Source organism: Planktothricoides sp. SR001 (assembly GCF_001276715.1).
Taxonomy (GTDB): Bacteria; Cyanobacteriota; Cyanobacteriia; order Cyanobacteriales; family Laspinemataceae; genus Planktothricoides; species Planktothricoides raciborskii.
In genome coordinates this window covers 18,947-31,069 of the sequence record NZ_LIUQ01000063.1, presented here as the reverse complement: position 1 = coordinate 31,069, position 12,123 = coordinate 18,947, and the positions used below count along the sequence as shown (strand labels likewise).

Below are 12,123 nucleotides of genomic sequence, written 5' to 3'. Positions count from 1 at the left end.
CAATTGATGACACGCCCTAGACTTGTTGCAAAATTCTCAAAAGCCCCCCTTAAAAAGGGGGGTTGGGGGGATCGATCCGTTATTTTGCAAGAAATCTATTATTCCAGACATCTTGCACCATTCTAGATCCGCCCAAAAACCGCCGGGGAATGAATTCCCCGTCTCATAGCGCAAGTCGGTTAAAACCGACTCTCTACTATTACCTGATTTGATTTCAGTCCGATTCATCGGACTTTAGCTATGAGGCGGGGATTAAAATCCCCGCCGGTTATTGCAACTGGTGCATTCCGGTCAGTTACTCCGGAATATTACTCCAGAATATTACTCCAAACCAGATTCTCGCAAAGCCTGAGTTAATAGGGATGTAAGCTTGAGGAATTCAGCCCACTGTTTCAGATAAGCAAAGTCAAGCTGTGAGCCTTGTAATTTTAAAACTCCCAGCACATCTCTCCATTGCTTTTGTGACTGCATCCTCCCCATTTTATACCAAGACAATTTTTGCAAAACAATGTCTTCAGGGGAGTAGATGTAAATTTCATTTTTTGGTTCATCGGCAATCGTGTAAAGCTGACGGCGGCTAAATTTAGAAAGAGAAAAATCATCATAAGGTAGGACGAAAAAGTCAACTTTTTCCAGTGATAATAGATGAATGGCATTAAAAGATGACTTGCGGTCAATTGCCTCACTCACCGCACCAGCATCAATGTAGAACTCTTCAGACATAGCCGCTACAAAAGGCGATAGGTTAAACGGTTGAATATCAATCACCAGGTCTAAGTCTTGAGTAGACCTTTCTTCTCCCAATAAAGAACTGGCAACCGAGCCATCAACCATATAATGAATATCCAATATGAGCAATATTTTAGATATTTTTTCCGCTAATGAAATAGGGTCTAAAATTATTAATTTTTCTGGTAATTTAGGTAATTTATCTACAGCGATCGCGCCGGTTAAACTGAGCAGCTTTTGTTTCACATATTCCTGGATATGTTCGGCGGTAGAAGCGTTGGGAAACTGTTTTTTTATCCTCAGCAGAGCCATCCGTCTAACTGATTGATTAAAACTCTGAAATCGTTGAGTTTTTTGTGTAGAAGAAAACTGGCGCAACAGTTGAAACATGAGGACATCAGCATCAATGCTGGTGTCTTCTGCTTGGGGTTTGTAACCTGGGAGAACTTTCGCGATCGGCATCAATGGCATCTGACATTATTGCTCCTGATTTTTATTTTCTGAATTACCAGCTATGGGCAGGACAGAAACCGGGTTTCTTTGTCGGATTCATACTAAATCCGCTAATCAATTAGGGGCGATTCGCGAATCGCCCCTACTATAATCCTGAAAAAAATGATGGATTCCCGCCTGAAGCGGGAATGACAGATTCTCCCGACAATGATGGATTCCCGCCTGAAGCGGGAATGACAGATTCTCCCGACAATGATGGATTCCCGCCTGAAGCGGGAATGACAGATTCTCCCGACTAAGAATATGCGTTTGTCACCGCAAGTTTGGCTTGTTTGTGCAGGATTAAACCATATTCTAATCCTTCCACTACCGCTTGATAAGAAGCTTCGATGATATTGGTAGAAACTCCCACCGTTGACCAGCGTTTATGACAATTTCGGGATTCGATTAAAACGCGAGTTTTGGCGGAAGTTCCAGACCCCCCATCGAGAATTCTGACTTTGTAGTCCGCGAGGTGAAATTGAGAGATTTCGGGATAAAAATTCATTAAGGCTTTGCGTAATGCCGCATCAAGGGCAGATACGGGGCCATTCCCTTCGGCGGCTTCTAAAATATCTTTGCCATTGATGGTAACTTTTACCGTTGCCAGAGAATTTATGTCCCCAGCCCCTTTGTCACAATGCACTTGAAATCCGCGCATTTCAAAAAAGTGCTCTCTTTCTCCCAAGGCTTCGCGCATGAGCAGTTCAAAGGATGCTTCCGCCGCTTCAAATTGATAGCCTTGATGTTCTAAGTCTTTGAGTTTTTGCAAGATTTTCCGGCAAGTTTCGTCTTCTTTATTTAAGTCTATGCCAAAGCTGCGGGCTTTTTCTAAGACATTGCTGAGTCCCGCTTGATCGGAAATGACAATGCGCCGTCGATTGCCAATTTTTTCCGGTTGAATATGTTCGTAGGTGAGGGGGTTTCGCTGCACCGCCGATACATGAATGCCGCCTTTGTGGGCAAAGGCAGATAAGCCTACAAATGGGGCGTGTTCGTCGGGGGCTAAATTGGCTACTTCGCTGATCAGTCGGCTGGTTTCTGTTAGTTGTTCTAGTTCGGCTTGGGGAATGCAATGAAAGCCTAATTTAAGTTGCAAATTGGGGATTAATGAGCAAAGGTTGGCGTTGCCGCAACGTTCCCCATAACCATTGATGGTGCCTTGTACCATTGTCGCCCCTTCCAGGACGGCGGCGATCGCATTTGCTACGGCAGTTTCCGAGTCATTGTGGGTGTGGATACCCAACTGCACCCCGGTTGCCTGAATTTGGGGCAAAGCCTGAAAGACTTCTCGGACAATTTGCGTAATTTCGTGGGGCAGGGTGCCGCCATTGGTATCGCAGAAAACCAGCCATTCTGCCCCGGCATTCAGGGCGGTTTCTAGGGTTTTTAAGGCATATTTTCGATTTTGTTTATAGCCATCAAACCAATGTTCCGCATCATAAATCACCCGTCTCCCTTGACTGCGAAGGTATTCTATGGTGTCGCAGATCATCGCCAGGTTTTCCTCTAGGGTGGTGTGCAGTCCTTCGGTGACATGGAGATCCCAGGACTTGCCAAAAATTGTCACCCAGTGAGTTTCTGCGGATAAAATCCCTTGAAGCATTGGGTCTTCAGCAGCTAATTTTCCCGGTCTGCGGGTGGAACAAAAGGCGACTACTTCCGCATGGGTGAGGGGTTCTTCTTTTAACCGCCAGAAAAATTGCCCGTCCTTGGGGTTCGCTCCGGGCCATCCCCCTTCAATAAAAGGAATGCCCATTTCATCTAGACGATGAGCAATTCTTAATTTGTCTTCAATGGATAAAGATAAGCCTTCGCTCTGGGCTCCATCTCGGAGGGTGGTGTCGTAAACTACGATGTGTTTTTTTTGATTGGTTGTCATTATGAGTTTTTCCGGTGATTTGCCATGATTTTAGACAGGTTTCCGCTTAAAATAAGCTTAAAATAAGTAGGTGAACATAATTAATTGCACTTTTCGTTCTCCGCCGATAGGCTTTGGATTCCCGCCTTCGCGGGAATGACAGTTTTTCTTCTGATATGGTCTGTAGTGCATTTATTTCTGCCCACCTACTTAATCAGAATATTTACGCTAGATAATTTACGCCAGATAATTGCAATCTAAGATTATGCCAAAAGTAACTGCTCAAGGGAAAACATTCGATTGTGAATCCGGGGCTAATCTGCGCCAAGTTTTACTCCGTAATGGCATTGACCTCTATAATGGTCAAGCCAATTTGATTAATTGTCGAGGAATTGGCAGTTGTGGCACTTGCGCTGTGATGGTGACAGGGGAAGTGTCTGAACCTAATTGGCGCGATCGCACTCGGCGATCGCTCCCTCCTCATTCTGCCACCAAAAATCTGCGCTTATCCTGTCAAACAAAAGTGCTTGGGGATGTCCAAGTGACTAAATTTGATGGGTTTTGGGGACAAGGAGATACGGCTGTTTGGGGGTCAGAAGGCTAAATTTCCCGCGTAAACCCCGCATCAACATTTTCAGCGGTCAGGCGATCGCGATCGCCTGGGATTGATGCCCTAGGGCGATCGCTGACTATTGGCGGCTCAATAGCGGCTCAATGGCGGTTCAATTTTGACATTTAGATGACATTTAGATGATAGATTAATTCTACTAGCTGACCTAGAAGAAGATGGAATTATTTAGCAAATCTTTAGGATCGAAAATATCAACTGACCCCAATGCCATTAAGGGTGATTTACAGCGGTTTCCTACTGAGGAAAACACATTAACCGACCGGGAATGAATTCCCGCCGCTTTTAGCGAAAGCCGGTTTTAACCGACTGTAGGGGTCAACGGCCGTTGACCCCTACAGTCGGAGATTTTAATCCCCGCAGGCTGTGGTTTATTAATCTAGAAACCTCTGTAAAGTAAACCCTCAAATTCACATCATAATTCTAGCATAAATTTTGGTAATTGTGATATTTTTTTGATTAAAAATGTTAATCGATGCTTTGTCTATGATCTAGCAAAAATTAGCCAAAAAATAACCAAGAAATAGCCAATAAATTAACTTAGGCACAATTTAGGATAAAATTTCGGTAAAATTTAAGAAGAAGTTAGGGAAAATTTGAGCGAATTTCTCATAAAATCTCCAAAGTATCTAATTACTCATCCATAAGATAGAGATATGAACGAAAAAAATGACATTTTGATTGTAGGCGGTGGCGCGATCGGTTTAAGTATTGCCATCGATTTGAAGTTAAGGGGAGCCAATGTGACGGTACTTAGTCGCGATTTTGGGGCCAGTGCGGGAAATGCCGCTGCGGGAATGTTGGCCCCTCAAGCAGAGGCGATCGCTCCTGGGCCAATGTTGGACTTATGCCTGAAATCGCGATCGCTATATCCCGACTGGATCGACAAACTCGAAGACCTCACCGGCAGTCAAACCGGCTATTGGCCTTGTGGCATTCTCGCCCCCGTTTACCCAGAAACCCTGGAAACGACCCAAAATCAGGCCAATTCAGCTAATTCAGCCAATTCAGCCGCCCCTGACACCCCCGCGTATTGGCTAGATCGGGCAACTATCCATCAATATCAGCAAGGACTTGGCGATGATATCGTCGGTGGGTACTGGTATCCCGAAGATGGTCAAGTGGATAACCGGGCATTAAGTCGCACCTTACGGATCGCCGCCCAAGAATTAGGGGTAGAATTGCGCGATGGCATCGTCGTAGAAGCCTTTCAACAACGGCAAGGGCGGGTGGTTTCCCTGCGAACGAATGCGGGAGACTTAAGCGCAGCCCATTATATTTTGGCAACGGGAGCCTGGTCTAACCAATTATTGCCCATCCCGGTTTATCCCAAAAAAGGACAAATGTTTTCGGTGAGAGTCCCCGTCCCCCAATCACCTTTTGAGGATGAAACCAATCAAGCCAATTATGGGCATCGATTACCCTTATTGCCCCTGAATGAATTACCTTTGCAACGGGTACTTTATGGGCCGGGTACTTATATTGTGCCGCGACGGGATGGCCGGATTATTATTGGGGCAACCAGTGAGAATGTGGGATTTACTGCCGGGAACACCGCCAACGAGATGCAGCAATTACTCGCTCGCGCCACTCGTTTGTATCCGCCCCTGGGAGACTATCCCATTCAAGAATTTTGGTGGGGTTTCCGACCGGGAACCCCTGATGAATTGCCCATTTTGGGGCCGTCCCACTGTGAAAATCTCACCCTAGCGACGGGTCATTATCGCAATGGGATTTTGTTAGCCCCGGTTACAGCGGCGTTAATTGGGGATTGGGTGATCAACCAAAAAGCCGATCCTTTGTTGGCGCATTTCCATTGGCAGCGGTTTGTTACGGCGGCACAACCAGTTAGTCCAAATCCCATCCCCGTGACCAAAATTTATCCGACGGTTTCAGATCAATCTGCTGATTCCTTTAACCATAATTCCCCTGCTGAAGTCTCTAATTCTTCTGATGTGAATTCCATGATTAATTTACCCGCGACTGCTGTTTCTGCAAAACCCGCTAATTCTAAGTTATTGGAGGCTTTAGACCCAGAACCTTTGGTGATTGCCGGACGAAAATTTCGCTCCCGCTTGTTTACCGGGACGGGCAAATATCGCAATATTAAAGAGATGCAAGATAGTATTGCCGCAAGTCAATGTCAAATTGTCACCGTGGCAGTGCGACGAGTGCAAACTAATGCTGCTGGACATGAAGGGTTAGCAGAGGCGATCGACTGGAACCAAATTTGGATGCTGCCCAATACCGCAGGCTGTCAAACCGCTGATGAAGCGATTCGGGTCGCCCGGTTGGGTCGGGAAATGGCTAAACTTTTAGGCCAAGAAGATAATAACTTTATCAAGTTAGAGGTGATTCCTGATTCTAAGTATTTGCTGCCTGACCCGATTGGCACTTTGCAAGCGGCAGAACAATTGGTAAAAGAAGGTTTTGCGGTGTTGCCTTATATTAATGCCGATCCGCTTTTGGCGAAACGGTTAGAAGAGGTGGGCTGTGCTACGGTGATGCCCTTGGGTTCCCCTATTGGTTCCGGTCAGGGGATTAAGACCGCCGCGAATATTGAGATTATTATTGATACGGTGAAAGTGCCGGTGGTGGTTGATGCCGGGATTGGGGTGCCTTCGGAAGCAGCAATGGCTATGGAAATGGGCGCTGATGCGGTGTTGATTAATAGCGCGATCGCTATGGCCCGAAACCCGGCAGCAATGGGTCGGGCAATGGCCTTAGCGGTGGAAGCGGGACGGTTAGCCTATTGCGCTGGTCGGATTCCCGTGCAAGCGATCGCCAGTGCCAGTTCTCCCTTAACTGGGACGATTACCAGTTAATTTGCCCGTTTGCCCATAAGTTGATAAATTAGCGATCCCCAGGGGCTAATTTTTGGTACAATAAGCATAACCATAAGTATAATCTCTGGCGATCGCTAGTCGCACATACTCAAAACAGGTATGAATGATTTCTATTAAGAATGAATTTTAGCGGCTTTTTCATAGATTTTCCTTAAATCGTCAGCAATGATTATTACCACACAAAAACAAAAGTCATCAAAAACGGAGATACTTTAAACCAATGCCATATACAGAAGAAGAAGGCGGAATTCTCAATAATTTTGCGATCGAACCCAAAGTTTACCAAGCCAAACCACCCAATGCCACGCAAAAGCGCAACTATGCCATTCAAGCAGTTTTAGCCCTGCTATTGGTTGGCGGATTGTTAGCCTTGACCGTAGTCGCATCTAATCTGGGTTAATCTAGGTTAATTTGGTAATTTAAGAATTTTCTTTTTACCACAAAGACACAAAGGACACAAAGGGGATATCAAATAGGATATCTCTTCGTGTCCTTTGTGTCTTTGTGGTAATAAAGTAACAAAACTTTCAACTTTTTCCTGCCTGCAAAACTTGCGCCACAGTCAAAGGTGACTCTTCGTTCAATGCGGACAAAAAAGGCGAAGCAATTATCGCATCTCCCGTAAATTCTGCCTCCTCATAAAGACCTTCTACAAGAGTTAACACCGTAATCTTTTCTTGGATCGGATCGACAATCCAATATTCCCCAATTCCTCTGGCTTGATATTGCGATTTCTTGTAGCGATAATCGCGATTTTTATTCTCATTTCCGGGGCTAACTACTTCTACAACTAATTCCGGCGGCGGCATATCTAGCATAACAATCGAACGAGTTGCCCCGGTCATAACTTGCGCCAATTCTTCAGTAAGTACCAGTAAATCTGGCACCCGCACCGTTGCCCGTCCCCCCATCACTACCACTTCTATCTTCATTCTGAACCGATAAAATGGAATACCCCGTTGAAGACAGTGGGCTAACAAAAACATGGCAATCCGTTGATTTATGTCGCTCTCACTAGGCATAAATAGTAATCTCCCATCCTCTAGTTCATAACACGCATCGGTTCCATCATCATAGTTGAGAAAGTCCTCTAAGGACATGATTTCCGATGTCACCGCTTCCGGTTTAATCAATGTATTCGTCATGGCTGTTAGTCCTGCGAACTTTTCTGACTATTTTAGCTCAAGAAACCGGGTTTATGCAACTGGAAAAAACTTTCCCCAGTAATATGTAATCTAATCAACCTTTTCACGGTTGCCCTCCGAGAACGTTTTTCTCCCATAGTTCGCTCATACTGTATCTTTCCAGCCACTCAGTTAAATTTTCCCGATCTAAAGTTTTAAATTCACTGCAACCCTTCTGACTATTTCTTTCCACAATCAGGATATTTTCTGGAGCAAACTCATCCACTAATCGAGGAGACTGAGTGGCCATAATAATTTGACAATTAATACTGGCAATTTTTGCCATTCCAGCCAGGACAGAAATTGCCGAAGGATGTAATCCTAACTCTGGCTCATCAAGAATAATTAAACCCGGTAATATTTCTGGGGGTTGCAGCAGTAAAGTCGCAATTGCCATAAAGCGCAAAACTCCATCATAAATCTGATGCAGACCAAATAGGTAATCAGAGCCTTTCTCTTGCCAATTAAGCATAATGTAGTTTTCGTTCAGACGAGAAGGTTTTAACTGAAAATTCCCAAATTGAGGCATAATATTTTGAATATATCTCACAATTTTTTGATAATACTTATGGTTTTGATGATTGTTTCGCATTCCATAGAGAAATGCGGCTAAATTACCGCCATCACTTCTCAGAAATATATTATGATCAATATATCCCTTATTTCTGATTTTTGCTTGTTTGGATGTATCGTGAAATTGAAACACCGGGCAGCGATGTAAAAGCTCAAATACAGTCCGTTCTATAGATTGGTTAGGAGATTGACAACGCTGTGGCAATCCCGACTCTTTCAAACCGGGATCGAATGTTAATGTATATGGAATTTTTCCTGCTTCTGCCCGGTTACAAATTGTCTCTTGAGTAAATATCATTGTATCCCCGGCAGCATGAGACAAATAAAATTTGTAAATCGGGTGGTTTGCATCACTGGTAAACTCTATTTATGCACTCAGACAATTAGTGTTTTTCAGACCATAATACAACAGAGTTTCGGCTCCCCCATTCTCTCCAATATATATTTGAAGTGACTCATTCATCATCGAATTGAGTAGATTAAAAAATGAGACTAAGTTACTTTTGCCAGAGCCATTAGATCCCAGTAAAATAGTAATATATTTCAGGGGAATAATTTCTCCTTCTGGATGGATTGATTTAAAACCATTAAGCTTAATCCTGCTGATTTTCAGTCGTTATGGTTGATTCATGGTATTTGAGTAATTCAATATTTTTAATCAAACATAAATATTATTTATTAATTTTATCACAAAATAAATGAATTTAACAATCATACTTTAGAAATAAAATATGATTAATTTTTTACCACAGAGACACAGAGGACACAAAGGGGATATCTCTTCGTGTCCTCTGTGTCTCTGTGGTGATTACTTTTGTCTCCAAATGTAGTAAAATAATTACGATCAATTTTTATGCCCATATTGCCATGAATCCTTACGCTATTTTGCAGCAAACCCAACGAGAAAGAGTCAGCGATTCCCTTAAGGGATCCGCTGCGCGGAACCGCGCCTTTGTCCCCATTCTCAGTGATTGTGAGTCTGCTCATCGTCTCTTAATACTAATTTGGTCACAATTAGGGGATTTTGATAGTCTCGAATATGCTTGGTGGTTGCAGCGAGAAGCGGCACAATTAAAATCCCAAGGAATTGCGATTCGGGCAGTGGGAATTGGCGATCGCAATTCCGGGTTAAAATTTTGTGAATATACGGGATTTCCCCCAGAGTGGCTATTTGTCGATCCTCATGCGGAATTGCATCAACAATTAGAACTTTATCCGGGATTATCCTTAAAATTACCCGGTCTTTCCCCAGGGCAAAATGCCTGGATTAATTTAATGCTAATGTGTGCGGGAATTGGCAGCCCGGGAACTTTAGGGGAAGTATTTCGCGGCTATCGGGGCGATCGCCAAGCCCCCCAATTAATCGGTGATGAAGAAGTAGTTAAAGCGGCACCATTACCACCGTTGAAAGGTGCGTTTTTTAACATGGCAGGAGGGACGGGTTTTCAGCGTCCTTTTGAATTAGCTACCCTGCGACTGAGAAACATGACGGAAGTCCTAAGTAATTGGAAAACTTATGTCCCCAATGCCGCTTATATGACCCAAAGGGGCGGCACTTTCTTATTTGATAATCAAGGAAATTTACTCTATGAACATCGCGATCGCGGCATTCTCGGTTTTGCCGAAAATATGAGTCGTCCTCTGGCATTTTTATCTATGTTTTGAGTCAACGTTTTGAATCAACAGAACGGCAAGCAATAGGGCATCTCTGGCAACCACCAACTAACAACTAATAACTAATAACTAATAATCAACAAAGAATAACCCTAAAAAAGCCGATGGCAAAAAATCTGCGGATAGGCATCGGCGGGGTTCTTATGCCTTATAATGAAAAAAATGATAATCATTCCCAAAAAATCGACATATTCTCAATGGACAATCAAGTGAAAAAGTCATATCGCTGGTCTGTGGTGGCGATCGCCCTGTGTTTGGGGGCAGTATTTCAAGGTTGCAGTCAGCCACCAGCCCCAAAAACCCAGGAAAAATTGGATATTACCGTGAGTATTTTGCCCCAGAAATATTTTGTAGAACGTATTGGGGGCGAAAATGTTAATGTCAATGTCATGGTGCAACCGGGAGATAGTCCACATACTTATGAACCGAAACCGCAACAGTTGCGATCGCTTGCGGAAGCGGAAGCATATCTAAGTATTGGTGTTTCTTTTGAAAAAGCCTGGATGGATCGGATCAAAGCCGCTAACCCGAAAATGCCAATTATTGATACGACCCAGGGAATGAAATTATTGCCAATGGTTGCCCATCATCATCACGGGGAAGGAGGACACGAACACGAAGACGAACACGATGAAAACGGAAATAAAGGTGAAGAGAAAGCGGGAGAAAAACTAAATGAAAATTTCGATCCTCATGTTTGGCTGTCTCCTCAACGGGTAAAAATTCAGGCACAGACAATTTATCAAACCTTGGTAGAACTCGATCCAGAAAATCAGGCTCAATATCAGGCTGCTTTAGACCAGTTTTTAGCAGATATCGAGCAACTTGATGCCGAAATTAGGCAAAGTTTGGCCGGAATTCAGCAACGGAAGTTTATGGTGTTTCATCCATCATTGGGTTATTTTGCCGATGACTATGGATTAGAAATGATTTCCATTGAAGTGGGTGGACAAGAACCCAGTGCAGCGGAACTTTCCCAATTAATTAGTCAGGCTAAAGAAGAAAATATTAGAGTGATTTTTGTCCAGCCAGAATTTAGCACTAAAAGTGCCGAAACTATTGCCCAGGAAATTAATGGTGAGGTGATTATGATTAATACTTTAATGTCGAATTGGCTAGAAGAAATGGAGCGGATAACTCAAAATTTTGCTCAGGTACTACGGGAAAATAGTGCGTTGGATATTCCCTTAATCATGGCTAACTCAAGATTGCTTGCCTCTGATGAGTTGGTCTTGAGATAATCCTCGCGCATCGTTGCCAAATCAACCCTAACAATCCTAACAATACTTAAACTTATGATGACTACAACCATCGAATCCGTAGAAAAACCCAATGTTGCCCTAGAAGCGATCGCCATCCAAAATCTTTGGGCGGGTTATAACGGAGATTCTGTCCTGGAAGATATCAATTTATCGGTAAAAGAACTGGATTTTATTGGACTGATTGGCCCCAACGGTGGCGGCAAAAGCACATTATTAAAAGTGTTGCTGGGACTGCTGCCAATTACTAAAGGTGAGGTGAAAATTTTGGGGCGATCGATTAAACAAGGACGGCGATATATTGGCTATGTCCCCCAGGCAGTAGAATGCGATCGCAGCTTTCCTATTAGCGTCTGGGATGTGGTAAAAATGGGGCGATTAGGCAAACGCGGCATCTTTCAAACTTATAATGCTAAAGATAATGAAATTGTCGCCAATGCTTTAAGAAATGTGGATATGCTCCATTTGCGCGATCGCACCATTGGGGACTTATCTGGAGGCCAAAGACAACGGGTTTATATTGCCCGTGCCTTAGCCACAGAACCGCAAATATTACTATTAGATGAACCCACCGCCAGTGTAGATCCCCAAGTCCGCTCTAATATTTATGAATTACTACAAAAATTAAATCAATCCATCACGATTTTAATGATTTCCCATGATATGGGCGTCATTTCTTCTTATGTGAAAACTGTGGGCTGTCTAAATCGGCGCTTATTCTATCACAATGATAGAGAAATTAAACCAGAAATGCTCCAAGCTGCGTATCAATGTCCCATTGATTTAATTGCCCACGGAGTTCCCCATCGGGTTTTTCCGCCCCACGAGCATATTTAAGAGAGGGGCTTTCGGAGCGGGGTTTGAGAGGGTGTAGGGT

Annotated in this window: 10 protein-coding genes and 1 pseudogene; 7 read left to right on the top strand and 4 right to left on the bottom strand. The window is 43.7% G+C overall.

Annotated elements, in window-relative coordinates; all coding sequences use genetic code 11:
* Positions 1-321: 321 nt before the first annotated feature.
* Complete coding sequence (locus tag AM228_RS24970) at positions 322-1,200, bottom strand: hypothetical protein (protein WP_082349071.1); 879 nt, start codon at positions 1,198-1,200, stop codon at positions 322-324.
* A gap of 277 nt (positions 1,201-1,477) precedes the next feature.
* Positions 1,478-3,103, bottom strand: a complete 1,626-nt coding sequence (cimA, locus tag AM228_RS24965; RefSeq protein ID WP_054469636.1) for a citramalate synthase — start codon at positions 3,101-3,103, stop codon at positions 1,478-1,480.
* Between the two features lie 244 nt (positions 3,104-3,347).
* On the opposite strand from cimA, the gene AM228_RS24960 reads away from it, so the two are divergent.
* The 4 genes and pseudogenes from AM228_RS24960 (at position 3,348) to psb34 (ending at position 6,956) form a co-directional block, all read left to right on the top strand.
* Entirely contained in the window at positions 3,348-3,686 is a 339-nt protein-coding gene (locus tag AM228_RS24960; RefSeq protein ID WP_054469635.1) for a 2Fe-2S iron-sulfur cluster-binding protein, read from the top strand.
* 680 nt (positions 3,687-4,366) lie between these two features.
* Positions 4,367-5,482, top strand: a pseudogene (gene thiO / locus AM228_RS37000) (glycine oxidase ThiO); the annotation flags it as partial.
* Between the two features lie 246 nt (positions 5,483-5,728).
* Positions 5,729-6,535 (top strand): thiazole synthase, encoded by an 807-nt coding sequence (locus AM228_RS36995; RefSeq protein WP_369817803.1) that lies wholly within the window; start codon positions 5,729-5,731, stop codon positions 6,533-6,535.
* 241 nt (positions 6,536-6,776) lie between these two features.
* Entirely contained in the window at positions 6,777-6,956 is a 180-nt protein-coding gene (gene psb34 / locus AM228_RS24950; RefSeq protein WP_054469633.1) for a photosystem II assembly protein Psb34, read from the top strand.
* Positions 6,957-7,083: 127 nt separating this feature from the next.
* On the opposite strand, the gene AM228_RS24945 is transcribed toward psb34, so the two are convergent.
* The gene (locus AM228_RS24945) at positions 7,084-7,701 is read right to left on the bottom strand and encodes a Uma2 family endonuclease (protein WP_197285407.1); all 618 of its coding nucleotides are present in this window, start codon (positions 7,699-7,701) and stop codon (positions 7,084-7,086) included.
* A 103-nt stretch (positions 7,702-7,804) separates the two neighbouring features.
* A complete protein-coding gene (locus AM228_RS24940; protein WP_082349069.1) occupies positions 7,805-8,611 on the bottom strand; it encodes an AAA family ATPase in 807 nt (268 codons plus the stop codon).
* Between the two features lie 569 nt (positions 8,612-9,180).
* On the opposite strand from AM228_RS24940, the gene AM228_RS24935 reads away from it, so the two are divergent.
* The 3 genes from AM228_RS24935 to AM228_RS24925 all read left to right on the top strand — a co-directional run bounded on the left by AM228_RS24935 (position 9,181) and on the right by AM228_RS24925 (position 12,083).
* Positions 9,181-9,978 (top strand): peroxiredoxin-like family protein, encoded by a 798-nt coding sequence (locus AM228_RS24935; protein ID WP_054469632.1) that lies wholly within the window; start codon positions 9,181-9,183, stop codon positions 9,976-9,978.
* Positions 9,979-10,091: 113 nt separating this feature from the next.
* Positions 10,092-11,228, top strand: a complete 1,137-nt coding sequence (locus tag AM228_RS24930) for a metal ABC transporter solute-binding protein, Zn/Mn family (RefSeq protein ID WP_072160916.1) — start codon at positions 10,092-10,094, stop codon at positions 11,226-11,228.
* 54 nt (positions 11,229-11,282) lie between these two features.
* On the top strand, positions 11,283-12,083 hold the full coding sequence (locus tag AM228_RS24925) for a metal ABC transporter ATP-binding protein (RefSeq protein ID WP_231636939.1): 801 nt from the start codon (positions 11,283-11,285) through the stop codon (positions 12,081-12,083).
* The last annotated feature ends 40 nt before the right edge of the window (positions 12,084-12,123 follow it).

Excerpts from the sequence above, each read along its gene's own strand:
- AM228_RS24970 (WP_082349071.1), bottom strand. The coding sequence starts at position 1,200 with ATGCCATTGATGCCGATCGCGAAAGTTCTCCCAGGTTACAAACCCCAA.
- AM228_RS24945 (WP_197285407.1), bottom strand. The coding sequence starts at position 7,701 with ATGACGAATACATTGATTAAACCGGAAGCGGTGACATCGGAAATCATG.
- AM228_RS24960 (WP_054469635.1), top strand. The coding sequence starts at position 3,348 with ATGCCAAAAGTAACTGCTCAAGGGAAAACATTCGATTGTGAATCCGGG.
- AM228_RS24930 (WP_072160916.1), top strand. The coding sequence starts at position 10,092 with ATGGCAAAAAATCTGCGGATAGGCATCGGCGGGGTTCTTATGCCTTAT.
- AM228_RS24935 (WP_054469632.1), top strand. The coding sequence starts at position 9,181 with ATGAATCCTTACGCTATTTTGCAGCAAACCCAACGAGAAAGAGTCAGC.
- AM228_RS24940 (WP_082349069.1), bottom strand. The coding sequence starts at position 8,611 with ATGATATTTACTCAAGAGACAATTTGTAACCGGGCAGAAGCAGGAAAA.
- psb34 (WP_054469633.1), top strand. The coding sequence starts at position 6,777 with ATGCCATATACAGAAGAAGAAGGCGGAATTCTCAATAATTTTGCGATC.
- AM228_RS24925 (WP_231636939.1), top strand. The coding sequence starts at position 11,283 with ATGATGACTACAACCATCGAATCCGTAGAAAAACCCAATGTTGCCCTA.
- cimA (WP_054469636.1), bottom strand. The coding sequence starts at position 3,103 with ATGACAACCAATCAAAAAAAACACATCGTAGTTTACGACACCACCCTC.